General features: G+C 75.5%; 13 protein-coding genes and 1 pseudogene. 6 read left to right on the plus strand and 8 right to left on the minus strand.

Translation table 11 applies throughout. The features are described from left to right. Positions 1 to 31 precede the first annotated feature (31 nt). From ACFQ9Z_RS26950 to amaP, 4 genes are read left to right on the plus strand one after another with little or no spacing between them, the layout of a single operon-like run. A complete protein-coding gene (locus ACFQ9Z_RS26950) occupies positions 32 to 226 on the plus strand; it encodes a hypothetical protein (protein ID WP_143637811.1) in 195 nt (64 codons plus the stop codon). Continuing rightward, positions 223 to 642: an Asp23/Gls24 family envelope stress response protein gene (locus ACFQ9Z_RS26955; protein WP_383023747.1), complete on the plus strand. Its 420-nt coding sequence runs from the start codon at positions 223 to 225 to the stop codon at positions 640 to 642. The genes ACFQ9Z_RS26950 and ACFQ9Z_RS26955 overlap by 4 nt, the downstream gene beginning before the upstream one ends. After that, a complete protein-coding gene (locus ACFQ9Z_RS26960; protein ID WP_383023750.1) occupies positions 639 to 1,274 on the plus strand; it encodes a DUF6286 domain-containing protein in 636 nt (211 codons plus the stop codon). Before ACFQ9Z_RS26955 ends, ACFQ9Z_RS26960 begins: the two co-directional genes overlap by 4 nt. Continuing rightward, positions 1,271 to 1,861: an alkaline shock response membrane anchor protein AmaP gene (gene amaP / locus ACFQ9Z_RS26965; protein WP_383023754.1), complete on the plus strand. Its 591-nt coding sequence runs from the start codon at positions 1,271 to 1,273 to the stop codon at positions 1,859 to 1,861. The genes ACFQ9Z_RS26960 and amaP overlap by 4 nt, the downstream gene beginning before the upstream one ends. 51 nt (positions 1,862 to 1,912) lie before the next feature. Here amaP and ACFQ9Z_RS26970 read toward each other — a convergent pair whose 3' ends face one another. From ACFQ9Z_RS26970 to ACFQ9Z_RS26990, 5 genes are all read right to left on the minus strand, one after another. Then, positions 1,913 to 2,668: an SDR family oxidoreductase gene (locus ACFQ9Z_RS26970; RefSeq protein ID WP_383023757.1), complete on the minus strand. Its 756-nt coding sequence runs from the start codon at positions 2,666 to 2,668 to the stop codon at positions 1,913 to 1,915. A gap of 5 nt (positions 2,669 to 2,673) precedes the next feature. Then, positions 2,674 to 4,458, minus strand: a complete 1,785-nt coding sequence (locus ACFQ9Z_RS26975) for a glycoside hydrolase family 15 protein (RefSeq protein ID WP_383023760.1) — start codon at positions 4,456 to 4,458, stop codon at positions 2,674 to 2,676. Between the two features lie 100 nt (positions 4,459 to 4,558). Next, positions 4,559 to 5,389, minus strand: a complete 831-nt coding sequence (locus tag ACFQ9Z_RS26980; protein WP_383023764.1) for an SURF1 family protein — start codon at positions 5,387 to 5,389, stop codon at positions 4,559 to 4,561. A 16-nt stretch (positions 5,390 to 5,405) separates the two neighbouring features. Continuing rightward, positions 5,406 to 5,639 carry a hypothetical protein gene (locus ACFQ9Z_RS26985; protein WP_143637825.1) on the minus strand — a complete coding sequence of 78 codons (234 nt, stop codon included), beginning with the start codon at positions 5,637 to 5,639 and terminating at the stop codon, positions 5,406 to 5,408. Positions 5,640 to 5,734: 95 nt separating this feature from the next. Further along, the gene (locus tag ACFQ9Z_RS26990; RefSeq protein WP_383023767.1) at positions 5,735 to 6,721 is read right to left on the minus strand and encodes a DEDDh family exonuclease; all 987 of its coding nucleotides are present in this window, start codon (positions 6,719 to 6,721) and stop codon (positions 5,735 to 5,737) included. Positions 6,722 to 6,961: 240 nt separating this feature from the next. Between ACFQ9Z_RS26990 and ACFQ9Z_RS26995 the strand changes: the two genes are divergently transcribed. Both ACFQ9Z_RS26995 and ACFQ9Z_RS27000 read left to right on the plus strand, forming a co-directional pair. Then, on the plus strand, positions 6,962 to 7,669 hold the full coding sequence (locus ACFQ9Z_RS26995) for a VIT family protein (RefSeq protein ID WP_383023770.1): 708 nt from the start codon (positions 6,962 to 6,964) through the stop codon (positions 7,667 to 7,669). A gap of 121 nt (positions 7,670 to 7,790) precedes the next feature. Further along, positions 7,791 to 8,837, plus strand: coding sequence for a zinc-dependent alcohol dehydrogenase family protein (locus tag ACFQ9Z_RS27000; RefSeq protein WP_383023773.1), 1,047 nt, complete (start codon positions 7,791 to 7,793; stop codon positions 8,835 to 8,837). Positions 8,838 to 8,985: 148 nt separating this feature from the next. Here the strand turns inward: ACFQ9Z_RS27000 and ACFQ9Z_RS27005 are convergent. The 3 genes and pseudogenes from ACFQ9Z_RS27005 to ACFQ9Z_RS27015 form a co-directional block, all read right to left on the minus strand. Then, positions 8,986 to 9,983, minus strand: a pseudogene (locus tag ACFQ9Z_RS27005) (CopD family protein); the annotation flags it as partial. A gap of 99 nt (positions 9,984 to 10,082) precedes the next feature. After that, positions 10,083 to 11,465: a CoA transferase gene (locus ACFQ9Z_RS27010; RefSeq protein WP_383023777.1), complete on the minus strand. Its 1,383-nt coding sequence runs from the start codon at positions 11,463 to 11,465 to the stop codon at positions 10,083 to 10,085. Between the two features lie 109 nt (positions 11,466 to 11,574). After that, the gene (locus ACFQ9Z_RS27015) at positions 11,575 to 13,101 is read right to left on the minus strand and encodes a S8 family serine peptidase (RefSeq protein WP_383023780.1); all 1,527 of its coding nucleotides are present in this window, start codon (positions 13,099 to 13,101) and stop codon (positions 11,575 to 11,577) included. Positions 13,102 to 13,190: the final 89 nt, after the last annotated feature.

Below are 13,190 nucleotides of genomic sequence, written 5' to 3' on the forward strand. Positions count from 1 at the left end.
CCGCCCCGCCGACGGACTGAAGGAGTGCTGCATGAGCATGGCCATGGTCGGCATGATCGCCGGAATGGCGCTGGGATTCGCCGGGTACTTCGGCGGCTTCGGGGCCTTCCTGCTGGTGGCGGCGCTGGGCGCCGTCGGGTTCGTCGCCGGCCGGTATCTGGAGGGCGACCTGGAGCCCGGAGACCTCTTCCGGGGCCGTGGCGTCCGGCGCGAGCGGCGGAGATGACCGCCTTGAGCACCGAGACCGGCACGGCACGCCCGCCGCTGACCCCGGTGCCGGCCGGTGAACGCGGTGCCTTGTGGATCGCGGACCGGGTCGTGGCGAAGATCGCCTCGCGGGCCGCCCGCGAGGCGGTCGGCCCGTTGCCCGCGGGCGCCGCCGCCCCGCACGCCGCGGTGGTCGTCCACTCCCACCCCCGGGCCGGCTCCGGGGTGGGAAGCCCCGTCGGCAGGGCCCGCGTCCGCGTGCAGGTCGAACTCGCCCACCCAGCCGACATCGGCTCCCGCTGCGCCGCCGTGCGCAGGCGGGTGACCGAGCGGGTGGGCGAGCTGGCGAGCATGGAGGTGCTGGAGGTCGCCGTACGGGTCGAGCGGCTGCATCTGGCGCCGCGGCCCGGCACCCTGCACGGGAGGGCCCGATGACCGGGCCCCACCCGCCCGAGGAAACCCGGCGACCGCCCGTGCCCGGCCCCGACGAGGCCGCCGGCGGCCCACCGCCCCTGCTCGACCGGGGCAGCGGCCGCTTCTGGTCGCCGCGCCGTGTCCCCGCGTGTGTCGTCGCCCTGCTCCTGCTGGCCGGCGCGGGCGTCCTGCTGTACGACGTGGTCGCCGTACGCGTCCACCACCCCGCGATGCACTGGCGCCGCGTACTGGCCCGGCAGCTCGCCGAGCGTCCCCTGGACGACGTGTGGGTGCTGACCGGCGCGGGCGTGGCCGCCGCCCTCGGCCTCTGGCTGGTGGTGCTCGCCCTGACCCCCGGCCTGCGCGCCCTGCTGCCGATGCGGCGTCCGCACGCCGACGTCCGCGCCGGCCTGCGCCGCGACGCGGCCGCCCTGGTGCTGCGCGACCGCGCCCTCACGGTCTCAGGCGTCCGCGCGGCGCGGGTGCGGATGCGCCGCCGCCGGGCCCGCGTCCGGGCGCTCGCCCACTTCCGCGAGCTGGAGGACGTGCGGGCAGACCTGGACACCGTGCTCGGCGACGCGGTCGGCGGGCTCGGGCTGAGCCGGCCGCCGACGCTGTCGGTCTCCGTCCGGCGGCCAGGACGGAAGGGGTGACGACGGTGCGCACCGGACGGGTGAACCGCGTACTGCTCTGTCTCCTGGGGCTCCTGCTGCTCGCCGTGGGCGGCTCGGTGCTCGCCGTGGGCCTCGGCGTCCGGACGCCGCGCCGCTGGCTGCACGCCGGCCCGCACGACGTCCTGCTCAGCGCCGCCGAGCGCACCCGGTGGCGGGACGCCGGCTGGTGGTGGCCGGCGGTCATCGGGGGCCTGGCCGTCCTCGTCCTGCTCGCCCTGTGGTGGCTCGCCGCGAACCTGCGCCGGCGCCGCCCGGCCGAGGTCCTGGTCGACACCGGGGACGGCGAGGGCGCCCTGCTGCGCGGACCGGCCCTGGCGTCGGCGCTCACCGAGGACGCGGCCCGGCAGCCGGGCGTCGCCCACGCCGAGGCCGTGCTGACCGGCCGCCGCACGAGGCCCGCGGCCAGGGCCGGGCTGCGTCTGGAGCCGGCCGCCGATCCGGCCGCGGCGCTGAGCGAGTTCACCGCCGGGCCCCTGACCCGCGCGCGTGAGTCGGCGGGCCTGGCCTCGCTCCCGGCGGAGGTGCGGCTGCGGGCGGTCAGGCACCGCGCCGAACGGGTCACCTGACCGCCGACTCGCGCCTGGGAACGGGTCCCTGACCGCCGACTCGCGCGGACCTCAGAAGCCGTGCCGCATGCCGCCGTCCACCGGCACCATGATCCCGGTGAGGTAGGAGGCCGCCGGGGACAGCAGGAACGCCGCGACCCTGCCGAACTCCTCCGGCGCCCCGTAGCGGCGCAGCGGGATCCGGGACTCGCTCGCCGCCCGGGTCGCCTCCGGATCGGCCGACAGCGAGTCCAGCTCGCGCACCCGGTCCGTGTCGATGCGGCCCGGCAGCAGACCCACGACCCGGACGCCCCGCGGCCCCAGCTCGTCGGCGACCGACTTCGCGAACCCGGCGAGCCCCGGCCGCAGCCCGTTGGAGATGGTCAGCCCCGGGATGGGCTCGTACACCGAGCCGGACAGCACGAAGCCGATGACACCGCCCGGCTCCAGCTCGGCCCCCGCCGTGCGGGCGAACCGCACCGCGCCGAGGAACACCGACTCGAAGGCGTCCCGCCACTGCTCGTCGGTGTTGTCGGAGACGAACCCCGGCGCCGGGCCGCCGACGCTGACCAGCACGCCGTGGAAGCCGCCGAAGTGCTCCCGGGCGGCCGTGATCAGCCGCTCGGCGGCCTCCGGGTCGGCGTTGCCGACGGCCACGCCCACCGCGTTCGGGCCCAGTTCGGCCGCCGCGTCGGCGACCCGCTTCTCGTCGCGGCCGGTGACGACCACCTTCGCCCCCTCGGCGATCAGCGCCCGCGCGGCGGCGTTGCCCAGCCCCCGCGTCGCGCCGGTGACGACGTACACCCGGTCCTTCAGTCCAAGATCCATGACACCTATCCTGCCCCCTCGCCGCCGAACAGGGCGAGGGCGGTGTTCACCAGCGCGATGTGGCTGAACGCCTGCGGGAAGTTGCCGAGCTGACGGCCCAGCTCGTGGTCGTACTCCTCCGCGAGCAGCCCCACGTCGTTGACGAGGCCGACCAGCTGCTCGAACAGCTCCCGGGCCTGCGCCGTGCGGCCCGTCATGTGCAGGGCCTGCGCGAGCCAGAAGGAGCAGGCGAGGAAGGCGCCCTCGCCGCCCGGCATGCCGTCGACGCCGACCGCGTCGGTGTCGTAACGGCGCACCAGCCCGCCGTGCTCCAGGTCGTCCCGGATCGCGTCCACCGTGCCGATCACCCGCGGGTCGTCGGGTGGCAGGAAGCCGTAGTAGGGGATCAGCAGCAGCGAGGCGTCCAGTTCGCGCGAGCCGTAGTACTGGGTGAAGGTGTTGCGGCCGGGGTCGTACCCCTTCTCGCACACCTCGCGGTGCACCTCGTCGCGCATCGCCCGCCAGCCGTCCATGTCGCCGGGCAGCTCCGGGTACCGCTCCAGGGTCCGGACCGCCCGGTCGGCGGCGACCCACACCATCACCTTGGAGTGCACGAAGTGCCGCCGGCCGCCGCGCACCTCCCACAGGCCCTCGTCGGGCTGCCGCCACGCCGAGCGCAGGAACGTCATCAGCTCGCACTGCAGCGACCACATGTGCGGCTTGGGGGACAGGCCGGAGGCGCGGGCCAGGAACAGCGAGTCCATGACCTCGCCGTACACGTCGAGCTGGAGCTGGTCGACGGCCCCGTTGCCGACCCGCACCGGCGCCGAGTCGGCGAAGCCGGGCAGCCAGGGCAGCTCCCACTCCGGCAGCCGCCGTTCGCCCGCCACGCCGTACATGATCTGCAGGTCGGCCGGATCGCCGGCCACCGCCCGCAGCAGCCAGTCGCGCCAGGCCTCGGCCTCGCCGTGGTAGCCGGCGGCGAGCAGGGCGCCCAGCGTGAGGGTGGAGTCGCGCAGCCAGCAGAACCGGTAGTCCCAGTTGCGCACACCGCCCGGTTCCTCCGGGAGGGAGGTGGTGGCCGCGGCGACGATCCCGCCGGTCGGGGCGTAGGTGAGCGCCTTGAGGGTGATCAGGGACCGGACGACGGCGTCCCGGTGCGGCCCGGTGTAGCGGCAGCGGGCCGTCCAGCGCCGCCAGTCCCGCACGCTGGCGCTCAGCGCCGCGTAGGGGTCGACCAGCGCGGGACGCGGCTCGTGCGAGGGATGCCAGGTCAGCACGAACGCGACCCGCTCGCCCTCGGCGAGGGTGAACTCGGAGTGGGTGCAGAAGTCCTCGCCCCACGTGCGCACATGGGGCTCGGCGCGCAGCCACACCGAGTCCGGCCCGGCGACGGCCACCCGGTGGCCGTCGGAGCGGCGCATCCACGGGACGATCGAGCCGTAGTCGAAGCGCAGGCGCAGCTCGCTGCAGACGGTGACCCGCCCGCTGACGCCCTCCACGATGCGTACGACGTCGGGCGCGCGGTCGCGCTGCGGCATCAGGTCGGTCACCCGCACGGTGCCCTCGGCGGTGTCCCACTCGGTGTCGAGGACCAGCGTGTCGGGCCGGTAGGCGCGGCGGGTGCAGGTGTCGGCGCCCTTCGGCACGATCCGCCAGTGGCCGTTGTCCTCGTCGCCCAGGAGCCTTGCGAAGCAGGCGCCGGAGTCGAAGCGGGGCAGGCACAGCCAGTCGATCGAGCCGTCCCGGCCGACCAGGGCCGCGGTCTGCTCGTCCCCGATGACGGCGTAGTCCTCGATGCGCTCGTTCACAGCATGCGGTTTCCCGGGGGCCCCCGGGGCCAACCAGGCGGTGCGCCGGGGGAGTGACCGGCGCACCGGGGCCCGGGCGGTCACCTGCCGGCCGGGGCCGTCACACGGTGGCCGGTTCGCTCTTCTCGGGGGCCGTCTCGGCGGCCGCCTCGTCCCGGTCCCGGATCTCGCGCCGGACCAGGAACCACCAGCCCACCGGGACGCCGGCCGCGAACAGCCACCACTGGATCATGTACGCGTAGTTCAGCGGGGCGTCCTCGCTGCCCGGGTCGGAGATCTGCTCCGGGCTGCCGCCCCTGGCCCCGGGCGCCGTCTGCTCGACGTAGCCGCCGAGCACCTTCGCGCCGAGCCGCCGCGCCTCCTCGGCGCTGTTGATCAGCATGATCTGCCGGTCCGGCAGGCCCTTGACGTTCTTGATGCCGCTCGCCGAGGTCGTCTCGTCGGCCTTCAGCCGCCCGGTGAGGGTGAGCCGGCCGGCGGGCGGCGCGGGCACCTCGGGGAAGTCGGTCTGCACGCCGTTCGCCGGGACCCAGCCCCGGTTGACCAGCAGCACCCGGCCGTCGGTGAGCACGAACGGGGTCAGGACGTGGAAGCCGACCTCGCCGTCGGCGTTGGTCCGGCGCCGGACCACCACCTCGCGGGAGGGGTCGAAGGTGCCGGTCGCGGTGACCGTGCGGTACTTCTCGGTGCGGGTCACCGAGTGGCCGGGGGAGGTGAGCCGTTCCACGGGGACCGGCTCGGCGTGCAGGGCCCGCGAGACCAGGTCGTTGCGCGCGGTGCGCTCCTCGTACCGGTGCTTCTGCCAGAAGCCCAGCTTTATCATCGTCGGGATCAGCGCGATCGCGATGATGGTGAGGATCACCCACTGGCGGGTCAGCAGGAAGCGGTAGCGGTGCACCCCACGACGGTACATCCGGGCCGTGGGGTGCATTCGGTCGGGTACCGGGTCACACCCGGTCCACCACCCCCGTCTTCCCCTCCGCCCGGGCGCAGTGGGCGCCGCAGAACCAGTGCCCCTCCACCTCCACGCCCTGCCCGATGATCTGCACCCGGCAGTGCTCGCAGATCGGGGCCATGCGATGGATCGCACAGGAGAAGCAGTCGAACACGTGCACGGCGCCCTGCGCGTGCACTTCGAAGGTCATTCCGTAGTTGTTGCCGCATACCTCACATGTCGCCATGGGGCACAGCGTGAGCCGTGGCCGACCCCCGGGCGAGCGGGCGCGGGGCGAGTCGCCCGTCAATCACCCGTCCGTACGGTCACCCGTCCGTGCGGTCACCAGTCGGCGGGCTCCACGTCCCGCAGCAGTTGCCCGAACGCGGCTTCGTCGACCACCGGCGTCCCGAACTGCCGCGCCTTGACCACCTTCGAGGTGCCCGAGTCGGGGTCGTTGCTGACCAGCAGGCTGGTCAGCCGGGACAGGCTGGTCGCCACGTGCAGTCCCGCCTCGGTCGCGCGGTCCTCCAGCAGCTCGCGCTCGGTGGAGGTGTCCCCCGAAAAGGCCACCCGCATGCCCTGTTTGAGGCGTTTGCCCGCTTCGTAGCGCCCGGGGTTGGGGTAGGGGCAGGCGGGCCGCTTCCGGGACGGGCGCCAACTGCCCTGGCGCGAGCCGCCGTAGCCGCCGCTCGCCTGCCGGCCGATCCGGGGCGTGTCCGACCACTCGGTCAGCGGCCGGCACTCCAGCAGCGGAAGCCGTACGCCGCCCGCCGCCGCGGCCAGCAGGCTGGGCCGGAACGCCTCGGCGAGCACGCGCGCGTCGTCCAGCGCGTGGTGCGCCCGCTGCTGGACCACCCCGAAGTGCGCGGCCAGCGACTCCAGCTTGAAGTTGGGCAGCGGCAGCCCCAGCTCCTTCGACAGCGCGATGGTGCACAGCCGCTGCCGCACCGGCGCCTCGCGTCGCGCGCGCGCGTACTCGCGGGCGATCATCTGCCAGTCGAAGACCGCGTTGTGCGCGACGAGCACCCGGCCGTCGAGACGGGCCGCGAACTCCTCCGCCACCTCCCCGAACAGCGGCGCCCCCTCGAGCACCTCGCTCGTCAGACCGTGTATCCACACCGGCCCCGGATCGCGCTCCGGGTTGACCAGCGTGTACCAGTGGTCCTCGACCTCGCCGCGCGCGTCCAGCCGGTAGACGGCCGCGGAGATGATCCGGTCGTCGCGGGCCAGCCCGGTGGTCTCCACGTCAACGACCGCGTATCCCTTCGGATACGCGGCCGGCCACCGGGTGGCGGAGGACACTGCGGTCGCACGGTCTTCGAGCATGGTCACTGAGGATACGGGCCACCACCGACAGCGCCGTCCCCCAGGTCCGGCGGCGGCGCCCCCGGCCCGTCACCCCGCTCGGCGGCCGCACAGGCGTGCGTGCGCGAACGCGCGCGGCACGGACGGAAGTTCCCGTGGCCGTGCCCGAACTCGGCGCGCAGGCGGCGGAGTACACCGGCGCCCGCGGCCGGCCCCGGTCCGGGCGCCGGGCGTGGGCGCGACTGTGCGATTCTCCGTGCTGTGACGGAACCAACCCATGACGAGACGCACGGCGCGCTGGGCTCCCGGCTGAACTGGCTGCGGGCGGCCGTCCTCGGCGCGAACGACGGCATCGTGTCCACGGCGGGACTGGTCGTCGGCGTGGCCGGTGCGACCGACTCCCGCGCCGCCCTGCTCACCGCGGGCCTGGCCGGCCTGCTCGCCGGTTCCATGTCCATGGCGGCCGGGGAGTACGTGTCGGTGTCCACCCAGCGGGACTCGGAGAAGGCCGCGCTGGCCCAGGAGCGGCGGGAGCTGCGCGAGCAGCCGGCCGCGGAACTGGAGGAGCTGACCCAGCTGCTCGAGGAGCGCGGCCTGTCGCGGGAGATCGCCCGGGAGGCCGCCGAGCAGCTCACCGAGCGGGACGCGCTGAGGGCGCATGCGCGCGTGGAGCTGGGCATCGACCCGGACGAACTCACCAACCCCTGGCACGCGGCCTGGGCGAGCTTCCTGGCCTTCACGGTCGGCGCGCTGCTGCCGCTGCTGGCGATCGTCCTGCCGCCGGTCGGCCTGCGGCTCCCGGTCACCGTGCTCTCCGTGCTGGCCGCGCTCGTGCTCACCGGCTGGACCAGCGCCCGGCTCGGCGCCGCCGCGCCCGGCCGCGCGGTGCTGCGCAACGCGGTGGGCGGCGCCCTCGCGATGGGGGTGACGTACCTGGCCGGCACGCTGCTGGGCGCGGCGGGGGTGTAGCAGGCCGGAGAGCGTGCCGGGCCCCGCCCGCGCGGCCCACCGCCACCAGGACGTACGGTGAGGTGCGCCCGACCAACCCCCCGGGCGCATCGCACGTCCCCGCACGAGAAGGACCCTCGCCATGCGCGCCACCACCATCCACGCCCCGTACGACATGCGCGTGGAGGACGTCCCCGAGCCCGTGGTGCAGTTGCCCACCGACGCCGTGGTGCGGGTGCTGCGCGCCTGCATCTGCGGCAGCGACCTGTGGGCCTACCGGGGTGAGGCGGCCCGGCAGCCGGGACAGCGCATCGGGCACGAGTTCCTCGGCGTCGTCGAGGAGACCGGCTCCGAGGTGTCCGCCGTCCGGCGCGGCGACCTGGTGGTCGCCCCCTTCATGTGGTCCGACGGCGTCTGCGACTACTGCCGCGAGGGCCTGACGACCTCCTGCGAGCACGGCGGCTTCTGGGGCTCCGTCGGCTACGACGGCGGCCAGGGCGAGGCCGTGCGCGTGCCGTTCGCCGACGGCACCCTCGTCCGGCTGCCCAAGGACGCCGCCTCCGACGACCACCTGCTGTCCGCCCTGCTGACCCTCTCCGACGTGCTGGGCACCGGCCACCACGCGGCCCTCGGCGCGGGCGCCCGCCCGGGCGCCACGGTCGCCGTGGTCGGCGACGGCGCCGTGGGCCTGTGCGCCGTGCTGGCCGCCAGGCGGCTCGGCGCCGAGCGGATCATCGCGCTGGGCCGGCACGAGGTCCGCACCGGCATCGCCCGCCGCTTCGGCGCCACCGACGTCGTCGCCGAGCGGGGGGACGCGGCGGTCGAGGCCGTCCGCGAGCTGACCCGCGGCCAGGGCGCGCACGCCGTCGTCGAGGCGGTCGGCACCGAGCAGTCGATGCGGACGGCCGTGAACATCACCCGCGACGGCGGCGCCATCGGTTTCGTGGGCGTGCCGCACGGCAGCGGCACCGGCCTGGACCTCGGCGTCATGTTCGACCGGAACATCGCCCTGCGCGGCGGTGTCGCGCCGGTCCGCGCCTACATCCCCGAACTGCTGCCCGACGTCCTCGACGGCACCGTCGACCCCTCACCGGTGTTCGACCTGACCGTCGGCATCGAGGGCGTCCCGGACGGCTACAAGGCGATGGACGAGCGCACCGCCCTCAAGGTGCTCGTCACCAACGGCTAGCACCTGGCCACGTCTCCCGGCCGGGGCCCGGCCGGGGCCCGGCCGGGAGACGGCCAGGACCAGTGGCCAGGACCAGTGGCCAGGACCAGTGGCCAGGACCAGTGGCCAGGACCAACGGATGGGCAGCGGCCAGGACCAGTGGCCAGGACCAGCGGATCGGCAGCGGCAGAGCCGTCAGCAGGCCCGAGACCACGACGACCGCGCCCAGTGCGATCACCTCGGCCCGCGCCGGGGCGTACGCGGTCAGCGGGTCGGCGGCGCGGCTCAGCCGGGTCCGCGCCCACAGGGCGAGCCCGGCGACGACGGCTACCAGGACCGCTTTGGCCAGCAGGGCGCGGCCGTACGCCGTCGTCGTGAGCTGGTCCAGCACCGTGGCCGCCGGCATGCGGCGCAGCGAGCTCCACACGCCTGTGGCGGTGAGGGCCGCGAGCAGCACGGCCGCCACGCGCGCGTAGCGCCCCAGCAGCAGCGGGCCGGCCGCTTCGCCGCGCCACCGGCGCAGGAGCCGCAGCGCGTGCAGCAGCCCGCCCGCCCACAGCGACGCGCAGGTCAGGTGAATCAGCGTCAGACCTGAGCCGGCCAGCGGGCTCTGCGCGGCCGTGGGGTGCGCGCGCAGCGCCTCCGCGACCACCACCGCGGCCAGCGGCCACACCTGGACCGCCGGCCGGCGGGCCGCCGTGCACAGCCCCGCCAGCAGGAAGCCGTTGACCTCCAGCAGCGCCAGCCTGCCGTCGCGGGAGTCGTACAGGCCGCCGGCGTCGATCTGGCCGAGGCCGTGCGGGACCAGGTTGCCGGCCGAGACCACCGCGGCCGGCGCCAGCGCGGCGAGGAGGCCGGCGGCGTTCGCGGCCCGCGCCCAGCTCCGCGGTCGTCCGGCGGGGGCGCCGGGCAGCCGCCGGACCAGCCGGAGCACGAACTGCTCGCCGAGCGGGACGCACAGGGCGGCGAACAGCACCCCGCGCAGCAGCGCGATGCCGCCCGCGCCGGGCGCGGGCGGCCTCCCCGGTGCCGTGCAGCGCGGCGGACGGCCCGAGCAGCGGGATCAGTGCCGCCAGGGCCACGAGGACCAGCACGGCCACGGCCCGGCCCGGCGCCCGTCCGGTGCGCGGCGCCGGCCGCCCCGGCGGTCCGTCGTATCAGGGTCACCCCGTGATCCTCGCCAGCCGGCGCGGAAGCGGGCAAGTCCGGGAGGACGACCGGCGCCGCGCCGTGCCGGGGCGTGCGCGGTCCGGGCCGCCCGCCTGCTCACTCCCAGCGTGCCGGGCCCGCACCCCAGGGCGCCGGGGGCCGCGTCCAGCCGGCCGGGCCGCCGGTGAAGGACACCGGCGGCAGGGCGTGCCTCAGCCGTCCGAGCGGGCCGGCGGTCTCGGCCAGCCAGGCGTCCGGGCCCTCGTACGCGGGGCCGCCGCCCGCGGCGGGGCCGGGCGGGATCCCCTCCGTGAGCCAGTGCGCGGTACGGGCGAGCGCCGTCCGGACCAGCCGGCCGCCCCCGTCGTACGACTGCTCGGTCAGCGCCCGCAGCACGCCGGCCGCCAGCAGGTACCCGGTGCCGTGGTCCAGCGCCTGCGCGGGCAGCGCGCCGGGCCACCCCGCCGAGCCCTCGGTGACCGCGATGCCGGCCGCTGCCTGCACCAGGCTGTCGAAGCCGCGCCGCCCCGCCCAGGGCCCGTACGCGCCCCACGCCGACACCTGCGCCACCACCAGCCCGGGGTGCCGCTCGGCCAGCGCCTCGGGGGAGAGCCCGAACCGGTCGAGGGCGCCGGGCCGGTAGCCGGTGACCACGACGTCCGCCGCGGCCAGCAGCTCCTCGAGGGCGTCCCGGCCGGTGGTGAGGTCGAGGGTGGCCGAACGCTTGCCGAAGCCCGTGTCGGCGTGCAGGTCGGGGAGTTCGGGCGACCGCGGGTGGTCGAGGCGCAGTACGTCCGCGCCGAGCAGCGCCAGCGTGCGGGTGGCGACCGGTCCGGCCAGCACCCGGGTCAGGTCCACGACGCGCAGCCCGTCGGCGGGCAGCAGCCGTGCCGCGCCCGGGTCGAGCGGGCGCGGCACGCGCGCGGGGGAGGCGTCCAGCCGCTCGCGTTCGACCAGTGGCCGTGCGGCCACCTCGGCGGCCTGACCGTGCGCCGCCCACTCCCGCGGGGTGCGCAGGGCCACGGCGAGCCCGTCGGCGTGGTGGACCGTGTCCTCCACCTCCAGGGCGGACCGCTCGGCGATCCGCGCCTCCGCCCTTGCCACCGCCGCGCCCTCGGGCAGGCCGAGCGCGCGGAGCAGCCGGACGCGGTGGTGCGGGTAGTTGGCGTGGGTGCGCACCCAACCGTCGGCGGTCCGCCAGAACCGGGACAGCGGGGCGAAGGCGACCGGCGCCCGGCCGTCCACCCGCAGCAGCCGCTCGCTGTGGAACGCGGCGGCGACCGCGCCGTCGTCCACTTCGGCCCGCGGCACCCGGGCGAGTCCGGCCCGCCGGGCGCCCAGCTCGGCGGCGGCCAGCGCGCACACGCCGACGCACGCGCGCGCCAGCCGCAGCACCGGCAGCCGGGCAGCCAGGGCGCCCTCGCGCTCGACGACCGACACCCGCGACAAGAGGGCGGGATCGCCGCCCAGCGCGGTCCAGGCGTACTCGATATCCGTCATGACTGCACTATGCAGTATTGACCGGATCAATATGGAGGGGGTGGGCCCGGAGTACGGCCAGGCGGGTGCCGCCGGAGGCCTTCCGGCGGCACCCGTGCTCCGGGACCGGTCAGCGCACCGCGCGCAGCGCGTTGACGACGCCGTGCCCGTAGAACCCGTTGACGCGCTTGCCGCCGACGCAGGTCGCGTCCACGACCCCGTCACCGTCCCCGTCGTAGGGTCCGGCCGGGCAGCCAGGGTTGTCCGCCTGGGCCTTGAGCAGCGCCTGCAACTGGGCCGGAGTGGCGTGCGGGTGCGCCGACTTCAGCAGCGCGGCCACGGCGGCCACGTGCGGCGACGCCATCGACGTGCCCTGCAGGAAGCCGTACTGGTTGTTCGGCAGCGTGGACAGGATGCGGCCGTTCTTCGACGGCGTGTCAGGGATCTGGTACCGGTCGCCGCCCGGCCCCGCCACGTCGACCACGCCCTTGCCGTAGCTGGAGTAGTACGACTTTGCGCCCTTGACGCCCACCGCGCTCACGGTGACCACGCCCGGCAGCTGGGTCGGGATGTCGAAGCACTTGTGCGGGTCGACCGTGCGGGTGGTGGCGGTCGAGTCGTCCGGGCTGGAGTCGTCCACGATCGCGTCGGAGTCGAGGTCGTCGTTGGAGTTGCCCGCCGAGGCAACGTTGAGCGTGCCCTTGCGCTGTGCGTACAGCTGGGCGCGGTTGACCGCGTCGACGATGGCCCGCTGATCGGGGTCGTCCATGCAGTTGTACAGCCAAGGGTCGACGTAGTAGCTGTTGTTGGTGATCTCGATGCCGTGGTCCGCCGCGAACACGAAGGCGCAGACCACGCTCTCCGGGTAGAACAGCGAGGTCGAGTCCGGCTGGGCCACCGTGATGCTGGCCACCTTCACCCCGGGCGCCACGCCGGCCACGCCTATGCCGTTGCGGGCCGCGGCTATCTCGCCCGCGACGTGCGTGCCGTGGTAGTGGTCGGCGTCCGCCGGCCGCCAGGCGCCGTACGTCGTGTCGGCCTTGCCGCTCACGCAGTTCGCCGACTGCGACGCGGAGAAGTTCGGGGCGATGTCCGGGTGGGTGTCGTCCACGCCGGTGTCGATCACGCCGACGGTCACGTTCCTGCTGCCCGGGTTGATCGCCGCGGCCTTGTCGGCGCCGATCGACCGCAGGTCCCACTGGTCGGCCTCGAGGGGTTCCTCGCCCGCCGCCGCGCCCCGGGCCACCTTCGCGGCCTCCGCCTTCGACAGGACCTGGACCGCGCCCTCGTCCGTCGTGCCCGCCGCGCTCAGCGGGGCGGTACGGGTGGCGCCCGCGGACTCCACGCCGCGCACCGCGCGCATCCGCGCGCCGAAGTCCGCCTGCGCGGAGTGCGCGACGATCACCCCGATCCGGTCGTAACTCGCCACGACGGTGCCGCCGTTGCGGGAGACCGCCCGCTCCACCGACTCGATCGTGCGGTGGTCCGTCCTGGTGTTGACCACGTACGCCAGGGCCGGGCCGTCCGCCGCCCGTGCCGTGGTGGCCGCCTCGGTCGACGCCGAGGCCGCCGTCGGCAGGAAACCGAGCGAGGCGGTCAGTGACAGCACGACCGGCACGGCGAGCGCCAGGCGGCGTCTGGAGCGCGAATGAACCATGGGATCTCCACATCATCCGGATACGGAACCGCCCGAGACACAGGTGGTGCCCGGGCGCGTACATGACGGGTGGTGCAGGCCGAAGCTAT

It is taken from the genome of Streptomyces sp. NPDC056580 (assembly GCF_042793175.1).
In the GTDB taxonomy this organism is placed as follows: Bacteria; Actinomycetota; Actinomycetes; order Streptomycetales; family Streptomycetaceae; genus Streptomyces.

Bases quoted from the DNA above. Each gene is read 5' to 3' on its own strand.
- ACFQ9Z_RS26950 (WP_143637811.1), top strand. From the start codon at position 32: ATGAGCATGGCCATGGTCGGCATGATCGCCGGAATGGCGCTGGGATTC.
- ACFQ9Z_RS26955 (WP_383023747.1), top strand. From the start codon at position 223: ATGACCGCCTTGAGCACCGAGACCGGCACGGCACGCCCGCCGCTGACC.
- ACFQ9Z_RS26960 (WP_383023750.1), top strand. From the start codon at position 639: ATGACCGGGCCCCACCCGCCCGAGGAAACCCGGCGACCGCCCGTGCCC.
- ACFQ9Z_RS26970 (WP_383023757.1), bottom strand. From the start codon at position 2,668: ATGGATCTTGGACTGAAGGACCGGGTGTACGTCGTCACCGGCGCGACG.
- ACFQ9Z_RS26980 (WP_383023764.1), bottom strand. From the start codon at position 5,389: ATGCACCCCACGGCCCGGATGTACCGTCGTGGGGTGCACCGCTACCGC.
- ACFQ9Z_RS26985 (WP_143637825.1), bottom strand. From the start codon at position 5,639: ATGGCGACATGTGAGGTATGCGGCAACAACTACGGAATGACCTTCGAA.
- ACFQ9Z_RS26990 (WP_383023767.1), bottom strand. From the start codon at position 6,721: ATGCTCGAAGACCGTGCGACCGCAGTGTCCTCCGCCACCCGGTGGCCG.
- ACFQ9Z_RS27000 (WP_383023773.1), top strand. From the start codon at position 7,791: ATGCGCGCCACCACCATCCACGCCCCGTACGACATGCGCGTGGAGGAC.
- ACFQ9Z_RS27010 (WP_383023777.1), bottom strand. From the start codon at position 11,465: ATGACGGATATCGAGTACGCCTGGACCGCGCTGGGCGGCGATCCCGCC.
- ACFQ9Z_RS27015 (WP_383023780.1), bottom strand. From the start codon at position 13,101: ATGGTTCATTCGCGCTCCAGACGCCGCCTGGCGCTCGCCGTGCCGGTC.